This is a genomic window from Pseudomonas sp. RIT-PI-S (assembly GCF_025642975.1).
Classification (GTDB): domain Bacteria; phylum Pseudomonadota; class Gammaproteobacteria; order Pseudomonadales; family Pseudomonadaceae; genus Aquipseudomonas.
On sequence record NZ_JANZKJ010000001.1, the window covers coordinates 442,457 to 458,260 of the forward strand.

The 15,804-nt window shown below is 63.9% G+C and carries 14 protein-coding genes; 9 read left to right on the top strand and 5 right to left on the bottom strand.

Going from position 1 to position 15,804, the window contains the following annotated elements; translation table 11 throughout:
* Positions 1-141: 141 nt before the first annotated feature.
* The 9 genes from xerD to OGL93_RS02050 all read left to right on the top strand — a co-directional run bounded on the left by xerD (position 142) and on the right by OGL93_RS02050 (position 9,685).
* On the top strand, positions 142-1,038 hold the full coding sequence (gene xerD / locus OGL93_RS02010; protein WP_263260694.1) for a site-specific tyrosine recombinase XerD: 897 nt from the start codon (positions 142-144) through the stop codon (positions 1,036-1,038).
* Between the two features lie 148 nt (positions 1,039-1,186).
* Entirely contained in the window at positions 1,187-1,915 is a 729-nt protein-coding gene (locus OGL93_RS02015) for a DsbC family protein (protein WP_263260695.1), read from the top strand.
* Between the two features lie 82 nt (positions 1,916-1,997).
* On the top strand, positions 1,998-3,302 hold the full coding sequence (locus OGL93_RS02020) for a homoserine dehydrogenase (RefSeq protein WP_263260696.1): 1,305 nt from the start codon (positions 1,998-2,000) through the stop codon (positions 3,300-3,302).
* Positions 3,303-3,483: 181 nt separating this feature from the next.
* Entirely contained in the window at positions 3,484-4,893 is a 1,410-nt protein-coding gene (gene thrC / locus OGL93_RS02025) for a threonine synthase (RefSeq protein ID WP_263260697.1), read from the top strand.
* 244 nt (positions 4,894-5,137) lie between these two features.
* The gene (locus tag OGL93_RS02030) at positions 5,138-5,539 is read left to right on the top strand and encodes a hypothetical protein (protein WP_263260698.1); all 402 of its coding nucleotides are present in this window, start codon (positions 5,138-5,140) and stop codon (positions 5,537-5,539) included.
* 116 nt (positions 5,540-5,655) lie between these two features.
* Positions 5,656-5,946 carry a DUF3509 domain-containing protein gene (locus tag OGL93_RS02035; RefSeq protein WP_263260699.1) on the top strand — a complete coding sequence of 97 codons (291 nt, stop codon included), beginning with the start codon at positions 5,656-5,658 and terminating at the stop codon, positions 5,944-5,946.
* A gap of 227 nt (positions 5,947-6,173) precedes the next feature.
* Positions 6,174-6,716 carry a YaeQ family protein gene (locus OGL93_RS02040; RefSeq protein ID WP_263260700.1) on the top strand — a complete coding sequence of 181 codons (543 nt, stop codon included), beginning with the start codon at positions 6,174-6,176 and terminating at the stop codon, positions 6,714-6,716.
* 58 nt (positions 6,717-6,774) lie between these two features.
* A complete protein-coding gene (gene recJ / locus OGL93_RS02045; RefSeq protein ID WP_263260701.1) occupies positions 6,775-8,484 on the top strand; it encodes a single-stranded-DNA-specific exonuclease RecJ in 1,710 nt (569 codons plus the stop codon).
* A 94-nt stretch (positions 8,485-8,578) separates the two neighbouring features.
* On the top strand, positions 8,579-9,685 hold the full coding sequence (locus OGL93_RS02050) for an NADH:flavin oxidoreductase/NADH oxidase (RefSeq protein ID WP_263260702.1): 1,107 nt from the start codon (positions 8,579-8,581) through the stop codon (positions 9,683-9,685).
* Between the two features lie 75 nt (positions 9,686-9,760).
* On the opposite strand, the gene OGL93_RS02055 is transcribed toward OGL93_RS02050, so the two are convergent.
* From OGL93_RS02055 to OGL93_RS02075, 5 genes are all read right to left on the bottom strand, one after another.
* Entirely contained in the window at positions 9,761-11,380 is a 1,620-nt protein-coding gene (locus OGL93_RS02055) for a glucan biosynthesis protein D (protein WP_263260703.1), read from the bottom strand.
* 138 nt (positions 11,381-11,518) lie between these two features.
* A complete protein-coding gene (locus OGL93_RS02060) occupies positions 11,519-12,943 on the bottom strand; it encodes a gamma-aminobutyraldehyde dehydrogenase (RefSeq protein ID WP_263260704.1) in 1,425 nt (474 codons plus the stop codon).
* 17 nt (positions 12,944-12,960) lie between these two features.
* On the bottom strand, positions 12,961-13,767 hold the full coding sequence (locus OGL93_RS02065) for an ABC transporter permease (RefSeq protein ID WP_263260705.1): 807 nt from the start codon (positions 13,765-13,767) through the stop codon (positions 12,961-12,963).
* Positions 13,757-14,698 carry an ABC transporter permease gene (locus OGL93_RS02070; protein WP_263260706.1) on the bottom strand — a complete coding sequence of 314 codons (942 nt, stop codon included), beginning with the start codon at positions 14,696-14,698 and terminating at the stop codon, positions 13,757-13,759. Before OGL93_RS02070 ends, OGL93_RS02065 begins: the two co-directional genes overlap by 11 nt.
* Positions 14,699-14,700: 2 nt before the next feature.
* Positions 14,701-15,723 carry an ABC transporter ATP-binding protein gene (locus tag OGL93_RS02075; RefSeq protein WP_263260707.1) on the bottom strand — a complete coding sequence of 341 codons (1,023 nt, stop codon included), beginning with the start codon at positions 15,721-15,723 and terminating at the stop codon, positions 14,701-14,703.
* Between the last annotated feature and the right edge of the window lie 81 nt (positions 15,724-15,804).

Below are 15,804 nucleotides of genomic sequence, written 5' to 3' on the forward strand. Positions count from 1 at the left end.
TATGGGCACTGTGTAAACGCTGAGCCGTGTAGGCGCCCGGAAAGCTGGCGAACCGGGTTCTAAATCAGGATCATGGCCGCCTGGCGGCCGCTTTCGCGAGCTGTCGCGCGCACCTACCAATCTTTGCTGAGTTCAAGGCCCATGCCCGCCCTCGATCACGCCCTTATCGACCAATTCCTTGACGCGCTCTGGCTAGAGAAGGGGCTGTCCGAGAACAGCCGTAGTGCGTACCGGAGCGACCTGGCCCATTTCAATGGCTGGCTGGCCGAGCGCGGGGCCCAATTGCAAGCGGCGGGCAGGGATGCGCTGCTCGACTATCTCGCCTGGCGTGTAGATAACCAGTACAAGCCGCGCTCGACCGCACGGTTTCTCTCGGGGGCGCGAGGGTTTTACCGCTATCTGCTGCGTGAGGAAATCATCGCCGTCGACCCTTCGCTGCTGGTAGAGATGCCCCAGTTGGGCAAGCCGCTGCCCAAGACCCTGTCAGAGGCGGACGTCGAGGCGCTTTTGGCTGCCCCTGACTTGAGCGAAGCGATCGGCCAGCGTGACCGGGCCATGCTCGAGGTGCTCTATGCCTGCGGCTTGCGGGTCACCGAGCTGGTAAGCCTGACGCTGGACCAGCTCAACCTGCGCCAAGGGGTCGTCCGGGTAATGGGCAAAGGCAGCAAGGAGCGGCTGGTGCCCATGGGTGAGGTAGCCATCAGCTGGGTGACGCGCTACCTGCGTGACGGCCGCGCCGAGCTGTTGAATGGCCGCCCCAGCGATGTGGTGTTTCCCAGCCAGCGCGGCGAACAGATGACCCGCCAGACCTTCTGGCATCGGATCAAGCAGCACGCGCGGGGTGCGGGGATTGGCAAGGCACTGTCCCCGCATACCCTGCGTCATGCCTTCGCCACTCACCTGCTCAATCACGGCGCGGACCTACGTTCGGTGCAGCTGTTGCTTGGCCACGCGGACCTGTCCACCACGCAGATATACACCCACGTGGCCAAGGCTCGGTTGCAGGAACTGCATGCGCTTCACCACCCGCGCGGATAACCGCCGTGACGCATGCCCGCTGACGTCTGCCGCAGTCGGCCACGCGTGCCTTATGTGGTAGGCTTGGCCCTCAGTTTTGCCCGATGCCATTGCCCGGTAGCTTCCCCCTGGCCGCATCGGGCGCCCGTCCGCCGCCTTAGGAGTTCTCATGCGCGTGACACGCCTTTTCGCCGCCGCTGCGTTGGCGTTGGCCAGTACCTTCGCACTGGCCGACGATGCCGAGCAGGCTATTCGCAAGACCCTCGACACCCTGCAACTTGACGTGCCCATCGAAGCGGTTTCCAGCAGCCCGCTCAACGGCCTTTATGAAGTGCGCCTCAAGGGTGGCCGGGTGCTCTATGCCAGCGCCGACGGCCAATTCGTGATGCAGGGTTACCTGTATCAAATGCAAGACGGCAAGCCGGTCAACCTCACTGAAAAAACCGAGCGCGCGGCCATCGCCAAGGCGATCAACGCCATTCCCGCCAATGAAATGGTCGTGTACCCCGCCGAGGGCGAGGCCAAGGCGCACATCACCGTCTTTACCGATACCACCTGCCCCTATTGCCAGAAGCTTCACGCCGAGGTGCCTGAGCTCAACCGCCGTGGCATCGAGGTGCGCTACCTGGCATTCCCGCGTCAGGGGCCAGGTTCCGAGGGCGACCAGCAACTGCAAGCCGTCTGGTGCTCTTCAGACCGCCGTGCTTCGTTGAACAAGATGATCAGCGGCAAGTCCGTGGACGCCGCCAAGTGCGCCAACCCGGTGAGCAAGCAGTTCGCCCTGGGCCAGAGCATGGGTGTCAGCGGTACGCCGGCGATCATCCTGCAGGATGGGCAAATCATTCCCGGCTACCAGCCGGCGCCACAGGTGGCCAAGCTGGCCCTGGCGGCACAGTGACAGGCTGTTCAAATAAAAGGCCGCGATAATCGCGGCGCACCGCGGCCGGCGTCAGCGCCGGCCGTTTCATGGGGAGTCAAGAGTGAAACCGGTCAAAGTAGGCATCTGTGGGTTAGGTACCGTCGGTGGCGGCACCTTCAACGTACTTCAGCGCAACGCCGAGGAGATTGCCCGCCGCGCCGGGCGTGGAATCCAGGTCGCGCAGATCGCGATGCGTTCGCCTAACCTCGACTGCCAGATTACCGGTACACCCATTACCCCAGACGTATTCGAAGTCGCCAGTAACCCCGAGATCGACATCGTCATCGAGCTCATCGGCGGCTATACCGTTGCCCGCGAGCTGGTGCTCAAAGCCATCGAAAATGGCAAGCACGTGGTCACCGCCAACAAGGCGCTGATCGCGGTGCACGGTAACGAGATCTTCGCCAAGGCGCGCGAAAAGGGAGTCATCGTCGCCTTCGAAGCCGCCGTGGCCGGCGGCATCCCGGTGATCAAGGCTATCCGTGAAGGCTTGTCGGCCAACCGCATCAACTGGGTAGCTGGCATCATCAATGGCACCGGTAACTTCATTCTCACCGAAATGCGCGAAAAGGGCCGCACCTTCCCCGATGTGCTGGCTGAAGCCCAGGCACTGGGTTACGCCGAGGCAGACCCGACGTTCGACGTCGAGGGTATCGACGCTGCGCACAAGCTGACCATCCTGGCCTCCATCGCTTTCGGCATTCCGCTGCAATTCGACAAGGCGTATACCGAGGGTATTTCCAAGCTCACCACGGCGGACGTGAACTACGCCGAAGCGCTGGGCTACCGCATCAAGCACCTGGGCGTGGCGCGCAGCACCGCCAGCGGCATCGAGTTGCGCGTACACCCCACGCTGATACCGGCCGACCGCCTGATCGCCAACGTCAACGGCGTTATGAATGCCGTGATGGTCAATGGCGATGCTGTCGGTTCGACGCTCTTCTACGGCGCCGGCGCGGGCATGGAGCCCACCGCTTCTTCCGTAGTGGCGGACCTGGTCGACGTGGTGCGGGCGATGACGTCCGACCCAGAGAACCGCGTGCCCCACCTGGCGTTCCAGCCAGACGCATTGTCGGCGCACCCTATCCTGCCTATCGATGCCTGCGAGAGCGCGTATTACCTGCGTATCCAGGCCAAGGACCATCCCGGCGTGCTCGCTCAGGTGGCCAGTATCCTGTCCGCGCGGGGTATCAATATCGAGTCGATCATGCAGAAGGAAGCCGAGGAGCACGACGGCTTGGTGCCGATGATTCTGCTGACCCACAAGGTGGTGGAGAAACGCATCAACGACGCCATCACCGCGCTCGAGGCCCTCGATGATGTGGTCGGCAGCGTGGTCCGCATTCGCGTTGAACATCTGGCCTGAAGCTGCAAGCTTCAAGCCCCAAGCGGCAAGCAGAAGCAGGACCGTATCGGCCGCCCGCTTGCCGCCTTGACATAAACCCAGCGGCATCAAGGCAGACCGCAGCTACTGACAGCGCAGAGAACGCTCGTTCTTGTAGCTTGCCACTTGCAACTTGCCGCTAAGAACCAAAGGTTTGACCAACATGCGCTACATCAGTACCCGCGGCCAGGCCCCCGCGCTTAATTTCGAAGACGTGCTGCTTGCCGGCCTCGCCAGCGATGGCGGCTTGTATGTGCCGGAAAACCTGCCGCGCTTCACCCAGGAAGAAATCGCTTCCTGGGCTGGCCTTCCGTACCACGAGCTGGCCTTCCGGGTGATGCGCCCCTTCGTGACCGGCAGCATCGCCGACGCGGATTTCAAACAGATCCTGCAGGAAACCTACGCCACGTTCGCCCACTCGGCCGTTGCGCCGTTGCGCCAGCTCAATGGCAACGAATGGGTGCTGGAGCTGTTCCACGGCCCCACCCTGGCGTTCAAGGACTTCGCTCTGCAACTGCTCGGCCGCCTGCTCGACCATGTGCTGGCCAAGCGCGGCGAGCGCGTGGTGATCATCGGTGCCACCAGCGGCGACACCGGCTCGGCGGCCATCGAAGGCTGCAAGCATTGCGAGAACGTCGACATCTTTATCTTGCACCCGCACCAGCGGGTGTCGGAAGTCCAGCGGCGGCAGATGACCACGCTGTTCGGCGACAACATCCATAACCTTGCGGTGGAAGGCAATTTCGACGACTGCCAGGAAATGGTCAAGGCGAGCTTCGCCGACCAGAGCTTCCTCAAGGGCACCCGGCTGGTGGCGGTCAACTCGATCAACTGGGCGCGGATCATGGCCCAGATCGTTTACTACTTCCATGCGGCATTGCAATTGGGCGGCCCACATCGCTCGGTGGCCTTCTCAGTGCCCACGGGCAATTTCGGCGACATTTTCGCCGGTTACCTGGCTCGCAACATGGGCTTGCCGATCAGCCAGCTGATCGTCGCTACCAACCGTAACGACATCCTGCACCGCTTCATGAGCGGCAACCAGTATGTGAAGGATGAACTGCATCCGACCCTCTCGCCGTCCATGGACATCATGGTGTCTTCGAACTTCGAGCGGCTGCTGTTCGACCTGCACGGGCGCAATGGCACCGCCATCGCTCAGCTGATGTCCAGCTTCAAGCTTGGCGGCGGCTTCAGCGTGGAGGAGGACCGCTGGACTGAAGCTAGGCGCCTGTTCGATTCCCTGGCCGTCAGCGACGAGCAAACCTGCGAGACCATCGCTGAGGTGTTCGCCGCCACCGGCGAGGTGCTGGACCCGCACACGGCCATCGGCGTGCGGGCCGCGCGTGAATGCCGGCGCAGCCTGGATACCCCCATGGTGGTGCTCGGCACCGCTCACCCGGTCAAATTCCCCGAAGCGGTGGAGAAGGCCGGCGTTGGCAAGGCCCTGCACTTGCCTGCCCACCTGGAAGACCTGTTCCATCGAGAAGAGCGTTGCACCGTGCTGCCAAACGATATCGCCGCAATACAGGCGTTCGTCAGTGCCCACGGCAACCGCGGCAAGCCCCTTTAACGGCTGGCCCGTATGAGATAGTGGGGGGCATGACACCCCCTTGAGCTATCCCCCGTAGCAACGAGCTTGCTCGCGACCAGGCGCACTATCGATTCATGCCTGGTCGCGAGCAAGCGTAGTGCTACAAGCGGCCTTCTACTCACGCTTCGCGGTGAATTTTCATACAAGCTTTTCAGACCATTCCCATTTAGTTGCCTGTTTGCCTTCCTTACTGTGGCGCCTCTTCTTTTTCTGGAGGCCGCCCATGCGTTCGCTCAAGGTCCTAATCGTCGAGCAGCATCCCGCCCGTTTGCTGCAGTTGCATCAGATGCTCAACGCCTGTGGCGTCTTCGGCGTTCGGGTTGCCGAAGATTGCGGCGCCGCCCGGCGCAGCCTGGAGCGCCATGGGCCGGTCGATATCGTGCTCTTCGGTAGCCAGGCGACTTCCGCGCTAGTGTTTCTCGACAATCTGGCCGAGGCTGGCCACGCCGCCGCGCTGGTTATCCAGGGGCGCATGGAATGCGCCGAAACCACCAACGCGGTACGCCGGGCGCGTCATGCCGGTTTGTGGGTACTGGGTGTGCTGGCACCCGGCGAAGCCACCTGCGCACTGCATGGCATGTTGCAACGCTTTAGGGTCCATTGCGCCGAACCGCTTATCGCCTGACCGTCATTTTGGCTGCCGTTGCGCTTGGTCGCGCACTGGTGCCCCGAACTTTTCCGAACCGATGATGGTCATTTACTGGCACTGAAACGAATTTCGGGTAAATAAGGGTGATCGAGATGGAAAACATCAGCTTGTTGCTCAGTGATGCGCTGGCGCCATACTGCGTCAGCCTGGCTCCGTCGGATCGCCATGGCCGGTTACGCCTGACGGTGAGCGACCAAGCCGGCGCGGCTATCCTGCACCGCGACGTCGCCCAATCCCAGTTGGCAGACAAACGCGCGCTTACCGATGTAGTCGATGGCCTGCACCGCGACCTGATGATCGCCGAAGGCCGCCTTGAACCGAGCATGATCGCTGCGCTGCGCGCCGCCTGTGCTGGCGGGCAATTTGCGGTCGAAATGCACTAAGGCGGGAACCTTCCCGAAGGCCCGGCCTCTTACTTTACAAGGACGCTTGAACGGCATTGTGCTCCGGTGCCGCTCAGTCGTCCGGTGACCCGGATGGGTCATGTTTGCCCCGGCCGGCCTCCCCACCGGCCGGGGTTTCTTTTATCTGCTATCTGCGTACTGACGATGACGTGCATCGCCGCGTGCATCAGGTAGACTGTCGCCCCCCTCGCGATCCCGAGCCCGCCATGGCCCAGCCTTCCACGACCTACAAGTTCGAACTCAACCTAACGGACCTCGACCGTGGGGTTTACGAAACCATCAAGCAAACCATCGCCCGGCACCCTTCGGAAACCGAAGAGCGCATGACTGTGCGTTTGCTGGCCTATGCCCTCTGGTACAACGAAAACCTGAGCTTCGGGCGGGGGCTGTCGGATGTGGACGAGCCTGCACTCTGGGAAAAGAGCCTCGACGACCGCGTGTTGCACTGGATCGAAGTAGGCCAGCCTGACCTCGATCGGTTGACCTGGTGCTCGCGCCGGACCGAGCGTACCAGCTTGTTGGCCTATGGCAGCCTGCGTGTGTGGCAAGGCAAGGTGGTCGACGCCGCCAAGCCCTTGCGTAACGTGAACATCGCCGCGGTGCCCCAGGAGGTGTTGGAGGTGTTGGCCAAGGACATGCCACGCGTCATCAAGTGGGATGTAATGATCAGCGAGGGCACCCTGTTCGTGACCGATGATCGGGGCCAGCATGAAGTACAGCTGGAATGGTTGCTGGGGGAGCGGGGGTAGGGCATGGTGGCCCACATCTTGAAATCACCCGCCGCCTGACCTGAGACCTCCGCCACACATGCGTATCGAGCCCCGCCCGCTGCCTTCTGAACTGCCGTTTCTGGGCGACTTGCCACCCTTGCTGACCCGCCTGTATGCCGCCCGCGGCGTGCAAAACCAGGCCGAGCTGGACAAAGGGCTAGCGCGGCTGATTCCGTTCCAGCAGCTCAAGGGAATGGACGCCGCGGTCGATCTGCTGGTGGCGGCCATAGACCGCCGCCAGCGCATTCTGGTGGTCGGTGATTTCGACGCCGATGGCGCCACCGCCAGCACCGTGGCGGTGCTCGGCCTGCGCTTGCTGGGCGCTGCCCATGTGGACTACCTAGTCCCGAACCGTTTCACCTATGGCTATGGCCTTACCCCGGAAATCGTCGCCGTGGCGCTGGAACGCCAACCCGACCTGCTGGTGACCGTGGATAACGGTATTTCCAGCGTGGAAGGCGTGGAAGCGGCGCGCAGCGCCGGGCTCCAGGTGTTGATCACCGACCATCACTTGCCGGGCGCGCATTTGCCCCAGGCTGAAGCCATCGTCAACCCGAACCAGCCAGGCTGTGAATTCCCCAGCAAGGCCTTGGCGGGCGTGGGCGTGATCTTTTACGTATTGATGGCGCTGCGCGCCCGCTTGCGCGCTCTTGGCCGCTATGCCAACGCGCCTCAACCGAACATTGGCGAGCTGCTAGACCTGGTGGCCCTGGGCAGCGTGGCCGACGTGGTACCCCTGGACGCCAATAACCGTATCCTGGTGCATCAAGGGCTGGAGCGCATCCGCGCCGGCCGCGCCCGCGCGGGGATCATGGCGCTGCTGGAAGTGGCACGCCGCGATCATCGCCGGCTGACATCCACGGACCTGGGTTTCATTCTTGGCCCTCGGCTCAACGCCGCCGGGCGCATGGATGACATGAGCCTTGGCATCGAATGCTTGCTCAGCGAGGACCTCGCCCAGGCGCGGGACATCGCCACGCGGCTCGATGGCCTCAACCAGGACCGCAAGTCGGTGGAGCAGGGCATGCAGCGCGAAGCCCTGGCCCAGCTCAAGGACCTGCCCCTGGCTTCAATGCCTTTCGGCCTATGCCTGTTCGAGCCGGACTGGCACCAAGGCGTCATTGGCATCCTGGCCTCACGGCTCAAGGAGCGTTACCACCGGCCCACCATCGCCTTCGCCGATGCCGGAGACGGCTTGCTCAAAGGCTCGGCGCGTTCCGTGCCGGGCTTTCATATCCGCGATGCACTCGACGCCGTCGCGGCGCGCCACCCACAGCTGATCACTAAGTTCGGTGGGCATGCCATGGCCGCCGGGTTGTCGCTGCCCGCAGAACATTTCCAGGCCTTCGCCGACGCGTTCGACGCCCAGGTGCGTGAACACCTGTGCGAGGACGACCTCACTGGCCGCTTGCTGTCCGACGGTTGCCTGGCGGTCGAGGAGTTCCACCTGGAACTGGCTCGCGCGCTACGCAATGCCGGCCCCTGGGGGCAGCATTTCCCCGAGCCGCTGTTCCACGGCATTTTCGAGCTGGTGGAACAACGGGTCGTTGGCGAGCGGCATTTGAAAGTGGTGCTCAAGAGCGAATGCGGCAGCCTGCGCCTGGACGGCATCGCCTTTGGCGTGGACCGCGAAGTGTGGCCTAACCCCAGCACACGCTGGGTGGAAATGGCCTACAAGCTGGACGTGAACGAGTACCGCGGAGTGGAAAGCGTGCAGCTGATGATCGCGCACATGAATCCGCGCTGACCGCAGCAGCGTACGCGCACACGCGTGGAATCTGCCGCCTCCCTTGTGGGTCTACTACGCTCATACGATGACCGACCCACTTGAGAGGTGCTTCATGAGCCAGCTGTTGGAACCCTATACCCTGCGTGGGCTGACCTTGCGCAATCGCATCGTCGTTTCCCCCATGTGCCAGTATTCGTCCGAAGATGGCCTGGCCAACGATTGGCATCTGGTGCACCTGGGAAGCCGCGCCGTGGGCGGCGCCGGGCTGGTCATGTTCGAAGCCACCGCAGTCACTGCTAACGGCCGCATCACCCCCGAAGACCTCGGCCTCTGGAAAGACGCGCACATCGAAGGCCTGCAACGCATCACCCGCTTCATAAGCGCTCAAGGGGCGGTTCCCGGCATCCAGCTCGCCCACGCCGGGCGCAAAGCCAGCACCTGGCGGCCCTGGCTAGGGAAGCACGGCAGCGTGACCCTGGACGATGGCGGCTGGATCCCCGTCGCCCCATCGCCCATCCCCTTCGATCCCGAGCACACCCGCCCCACCGAATTGACCGAAAGCGACATCGCGGAGGTGGTCGAGGCCTTCGTGGCGGCAGCACGGCGCGCGCTTGTGGCGAACTTCAAAGTGGTGGAGATCCATGCCGCCCATGGCTATCTACTGCATCAATTCATGTCTCCGCTGAGCAACCGGCGCACGGACCAGTACGGCGGCAGTTTCGATAACCGCGTGCGGCTGGTGCTGGACGTGACCCGCGCTGTGCGAGAAGTGTGGCCGCAAGACCTGCCTGTGTTCGTTCGCGTGTCGGCGACCGACTGGGTAGAGGATGGCTGGAATCCGGATGAAACCGTGGAGCTGGCGCGGCGCCTGAAAATGCTGGGGGTGGACCTGGTCGATGTGTCGTCTGGCGGCACCGCGGCCAATGCGGAAATCCCGACCGGGCCGGGTTACCAGACGCGCTTTGCCGAGCGGGTGCGCAAGGAGTCGGAAATTGCCACCGGCACCGTAGGCATGATTACCGACCCTGCCCAGGCCGAGCACATTCTGCGCACCGGCCAGGCCGACCTGATCCTGCTGGCGCGGGAACTGCTGCGCGACCCGTACTGGCCGTTGCACGCCGACGACGATCTGGGCGGGCGCAAGGCCACCTGGCCTGCCCAGTACCAACGCGCCACCCACCGCGACCAGCCGATCCACGAGTCCGACCTGCGCGACTAAACAGCCTGTTGGAGCTGGCGCAGCCTGCGAACCGGTGTTGCCCACGTTCGCAGGCTGGCGCCAGCCCCTACAGCGTCACACGTACTTACGTTTTTCCGGCGCTGGGGGGAAATATTGGTACAGCCAGGTTTCGCTGAGCGTGCGGTCGCTGGTGCGGATGAACAGGCGCATTTCCACCGGGTCCACGGCGTCGCTGCTCGGGTACCAGTCGAAGGTCACCCGGTAGCCCTTGATGTCGGGCAGCACCAGCACGTTGAAGTCTTGCACCTTGCCGGTGGACACCGTCACCACCGGTTCGATGCCAGTGCCTTCGGGTAGCCGATCCAGGCCGCCGCCGGTGAAGTCGATGGCGAAGCGCCGAGCCCATTTCTCTGGGTAGTGCTCGCCTGGCGCCCAGCCTTCCAGGAAGCCGCCCATCCCTGAGCGGGTGGCATGCACGCGCGCCAGTGGGGTGCCGGTCGGGGGCAGGGCGCTCCAGTAGAGCTTGTAGCCAAAGGCCAGGGTATCGCCGGCGGCCACGGGTTTTTTCGGTGACCAGAAGGCGACGATGTTGTCCAGGGTCTCGCCGGTGGTGGGAATTTCAAGCAAGTCGATAGAGCCCTCGCCCCACGCCGTAGTAGGTTCTACCCACAGGCTTGGGCGCTTGCTGTACCAGTCGACGGTGTCTTGATAGCTGGTGAACTCGTGGTCCGTCTGCACCAGGCCAAAGCCTTTCGGGTCGGTGTCGGCGAAAGCATTGAACTGCAACTTGGCCGGGTTGTTCAGTGGGCGGCAGATCCACTCGCCGTTGCCTCGCCACATGGCCAGGCGGTCGGAGTCGTGAATCTCCGGGTGAATGGTGTCGCACATGCGCCGCTCGTGGGTGCCGCAGCTGAACATGCTGGTCATCGGGGCGATGCCCAGCTGCTTGATCGCGGTGCGGGCGGTCATCTGCATGTCGATGGCCATGACCACCTGCTCGGCCTGGCAATCGATATCGAAGCGGTACGCGCCCGTCGCGCTGGGCGACTCGAGCAGGGCATAGACCACGAAGCGGGTAGCGTCCTTGCTTGGGGTTTCGAACCAGAACTTGGTGAAGTCAGGGAATTCTTCCGGGTGCCCAGCGTAGGTGTCCACCGCCAGGCCACGGGCCGAGAGACCGTATTGCTTGGTCGAGTCCACCGCGCGGAAGTAGCTGGCGCCAAGGAAGGACACGATGTCGTGCTGGTTGATTTCCGGGGCCTTGAACAGCTTGAAGCCGGAAAAGCCCAGGTCGCCCTTGAGCTGCTTCTGATCGACCTTGCTGTCGTTGTAGTTGAACAGCTCCGGGCGGAAGTGCACTTCCCGCGCCTGGCGGCTGGCGGTATCCACGCTGTACATGCGTACCGGCGTGCGGAAGCCCATGCCCACGTGGAAGAACTGCACGTCCAGCTGGCCGTTGATGTCCTTCCAGAGGGAATGGTTGGCATCGTACTGAATGGCATTGAACTGCTGTGGCGTCATGCTCGCCAGCGTCGGCGGCAGTTGCTGCTTGCGGTCGGTGTAGGGCTGCGCGGCCAGTGCCTTGGCCTGAGCCTTGAGGCCTTCGAAGTCGAAATACTCGGCGTCGCCGTTGGCCGTCGCGGCCAGGGCCCGGGCCGAGAACAGCGTGCTCGACGATAGGCCGGTGTAGGCCGCCAGGGCCATGGAGGCTTTCAACAGACTTCTGCGGTGCATAAGCAACCCTTTACTGGAAATTACGAACGTTAGCCAAGGAAGGGTACCGGACGCAATCGCAAAGGGGTCGAATGTGTCGCGGCTCTCCTTTGCTCCACGGGCTTTGTAGAGCGACGAAAGCCGCGATGGTTCACGAACTCAATGTTTGAACATCACATGGCGAATGACCGTGTAGTCCTCCAGGCCATACATGGACATGTCCTTCCCGTAGCCCGAATGCTTCTGCCCGCCGTGGGGCATTTCGCTCACCAGCATGAAGTGGGTGTTCACCCAGGTGCAGCCATATTGCAGCCGCGCGGCGAGGCGGTGGGCGCGGCCCAGGTCCTGGGTCCACACCGATGATGCCAGGCCGTAGTCCGAGTCATTGGCCCACTCCAGCGCCTGCGCTTCGTCACTGAAGGGCGTGACCGTCACCACTGGGCCGAACACTTCCCGCCGAAGGATTTCATCGTCCTGCTGCACGTCGGCCAGCACCGTAGGCTCGAAGAAGAAGCCGTCGCCTTCGATCACCTTGCCGCCGGTCACCAGGCGGATGTGCGGCTGAGCAGCCGCGCGGGTGACGAAGCCGGCCACGCGGTCGCGCTGCTGCGCACTGATCAGCGGGCCCAGCTCGGTGTCCTCGGCGTCCTGCGGGCCATGGCGCAGGCTGCCCACGGCCTCCCCGAGTTTTTCAACGAAACGTTCATACACGCCTTGCTGGGCATACACCCGGCATGCAGCAGTGCAGTCCTGCCCGGCGTTATAGAAGCCGAAGGTGCGGATGCCTTCCACCGCGGCATCGATGTCGGCGTCGTCGAAGATGATCACCGGCGCCTTGCCGCCCAGCTCCATGTGCATGCGCTTGACCTGCGCCGCCGTGCTGGAAATGATCTGCGAGCCGGTGGCGATGGAGCCGGTGAGCGACACCATGCGTACCTTGGGATGCTCCACCAACGGCGCGCCCACGCTGGCGCCGCGGCCGAACAACACATTGAGCACGCCGGCCGGGAAGATGCCTGCGGCCAGCTCCGCCAGCTTCAGCGCGGTGAGCGGGGTCAGCTCCGAAGGCTTGAGCACCACGGTATTGCCCGCGGCCAGCGCCGGGGCGATTTTCCAGGCGACCATCATCAGCGGGTAGTTCCAGGGCGCGATGGAAGCAACCACCCCAACCGGATCGCGGCGGATCATCGAGGTGTGCCCGGGCAGGTACTCGCCCGCGGCCGAGCCATTGAGGCAGCGCGCGGCGCCGGCGAAGAAGCGGAACACATCGGCAATGGCTGGGAGCTCGTCATTGCGCGCCGCCGTCAATGGCTTCCCGCAATTGGCCGACTCCAACCGCGCCAGCTCATCGGCGTGGGCGTCGATGGCGTCGGCCAGCTTGAGCAGCGCCAGCGCGCGGTCTTTCGGAGGCATTTGCGCCCAGCCGTCGAAAGCGGCATCGGCGGCGCGCACGGCGGCATCCACCTGGGCCTCGCTGGCTTCGGCGATCTCTGCCAGAACGCTGCCCCGGGCGGGGTCCAGTACCGGCTGCGGCGCCCCTTCACCCGCGACCAGTTGGCCATTGATCAGCAGTTGAGTTTGCATGGTGCGATCTCCTTGGGTCATTTGCCGCTGCCGGCAACGCTTTCGCCGCCGCGGGTCAGGTAATAGGCGCCGAGAATGGGCAGCATGGTGACCAGCATCACCAGCATGGCGACCACGTTGGTCACCGGCACGTCCCGGGGCCTGGCGAGTTGATTAAGCAACCAGATCGGCAGGGTGCGTTCGTTGCCGGCGGTAAAGGTGGTGACGATGATCTCGTCGAACGACAGCGCGAAGGCGAGCATGCCGCCGGCCAGCAACGCCGAGCCCAGGTTCGGCAGCATGATGTAGCGGAAGGTCTGCCAGCCATCGGCGCCCAGGTCCATGGACGCTTCGATCAGGCTGTGGGAGGTCCGCCGCAGGCGGGCGATAACGTTGTTGTAGACGATCACCACACAGAAGGTGGCATGGCCGATCACGATCGTCAGCAGCCCCGGTTCGATCCCCAGCACCTTGAAGGCCGAGAGCAGCGCCAGGCCAGTCACGATACCCGGCAAGGCGATCGGCAGGATCAGCATCAGCGAGATCGCGTCCTTGCCGAAGAACTGCCGCCGGTACAACGCCGCCGAGGCCAGGGTGCCCAGCACCAAGGCCAGTGCCGTGGCCAGGCAGGCCACCTGCAGCGACAGCTTGATCGCCTCCAGCACGTCCTGGCGGGCGAAGGCCACGCTGAACCATTTGAGGGTCAGGCCCTTGGGCGGGAAGCTGAAGGCAGCGTCCTCGGTGTTGAAGGCGTAGAGAAAGATCACCAGGATCGGCACATGCAGGAAGGCCAGCCCGCCCCAGGCGGCGATCCGCAGGCTCAAGGGCGCTTTGTCAGAGTGCATCGAAGGCTCCCAGGCGGCGGACGACAGACAGGTAAACCGCGATCAGCACGATAGGCACCAAGGTGAACGCGGCGGCCATGGGCAAATTACCGATGGCGCCTTGCTGGGCATACACCATGCTGCCGATGAAGTACCCAGGCGGGCCCACCAGCTGGGGGACGATAAAATCTCCCAGGGTGAGCGAGAAGGTGAAGATCGACCCGGCCGCGATACCGGGTATCGACAGCGGCAGCACCACCTGCAAAAAGGTTTGCCGCGGGCTCGCGCCCAAGTCGGCGGACGCTTGCAGCAATGACGGCGGCAGCCGTTCAAGAGCTGCCTGGATCGGCAGGATCATGAACGGCAACCAGATGTACACGAACACCAGAAAACGCCCCAGGTGTGAGGTCGACAGGGTACTGCCGCCCACCCCGGGTACCTCCATCAGCCAGGCCAGCGCACCCGCCAGCCCCAGATGCTGCACGAACCACTGGACCACGCCGCCCTTGGCCAGCAGCAGCGTCCAGGCATAGGCCTTGACGATGTAGCTGGCCCACATCGGCAGCATCACTGCGATGTAGAAGAACGCCTTGGTCCGCCCGCTGGTGTAGCGCGCCATGTAATAGGCAATGGGGAACGCCACCACCGCGCTGGCGATGGATACGGCAACCGCCATGCCCAGGGTGCGCAGGATGATGTCCAGGTTCGCCGGCACGAACAGCGCTTGCAGGTTGGCCACGGTCAGGTCTGGCGTGACCGTCATGCTGAAGTCGTCGAAGGTATACAGGCCCTGCCACAGCAGGTTGAGCAGGCTGCCCAGGTAGACCACCCCGAACCACAGCAGTGGCGGCACCAGCAGCAGCGCCAGGTACAGGCTGGGGCGGCGATACAATAGGTCGGCCAGCCGCCGCAGTGGCGGCGCCGTGATGCGGGCTTCGAAGGTTGCGGCCATGCTCACACCTCGTCCAGCAGCGGGACCATCGCCCCGCGCGGCCAACTGAGGGTCAGGCGCTGGCCTGGCTGAAGCGCCAACGCCTCCGGCTGCCAGTTGTGGTTGGCCTGGCTCACGCTGATCGACTGGCCGTTGCCCAGGCGCGCTTCGTAACGCGTCGCGCTGCCTTGGTACTGGATGTCCTGCAGGATGCCTTCCAGGCTGACCTCATCCGCCGCCTTGGGCAGGCCGAGGCGGATGTGCTCCGGGCGGATGGAAAACGCCCCGGGCACGCCCCGCAGTTGCGCCGCCAGGTCGCCGCGCAGCACATTGGACGTGCCCACGAACTCCGCGACGAATGCCGTCGCCGGCTTCATATACAGGTTGCGCGGGCTATCACACTGCTCGATGCGGCCTTTGTTGAATACCGCCACCCGGTCGCTCATCGACAGCGCCTCGGTCTGGTCGTGGGTCACGAACACAAAGGTGATGCCCAGCTGGCGCTGGAGCTTTTTCAGTTCGCTTTGCATTTGTTCGCGCAGTTTCAGATCCAGCGCGCCGAGCGGCTCATCCAGCAGCAGCACCCGCGGGCGGTTCACCAGTGCCCGTGCCAACGCTACCCGCTGCCGCTGCCCACCGGAAAGTTGCGCCGGCTTGCGCTCGCCGAAGCCGGCCAGCGCGACCATGGCCAGTGCTTCCTCCGCGCGGCCCAGGCGCTCACCCTTGCCGACGCCCTTGACCTTCAGGCCGTAGGCCACGTTGTCGCGCACGTTCATGTGCGGGAACAGGGCGTAATCCTGAAACACCGTATTCACATCGCGGCGGTAGGGCGGCAGGCCCGCGGCCTCTACCCCATGGATGCGGATCGAGCCAGCGCTAGGCTGCTCGAAGCCTGCGATCAGCCGCAGGCAGGTGGTCTTGCCCGAGCCGGAGGGGCCGAGCATGGAAAAAAACTCGCCATCGCGGATGTCGATCGACACCCGGTCCACGGCCTTGACCTCGCCGAACAGGCGAGACACTTCGGTAAATTGCACAGCAGCGGTCATGGTTTGGCCTTCAATGCCGTTGGGGTATTGCACCGGGTGGGTTCGCGGGCTTCGCCCGCTCCCACAGTGCCCGGCTTTTGT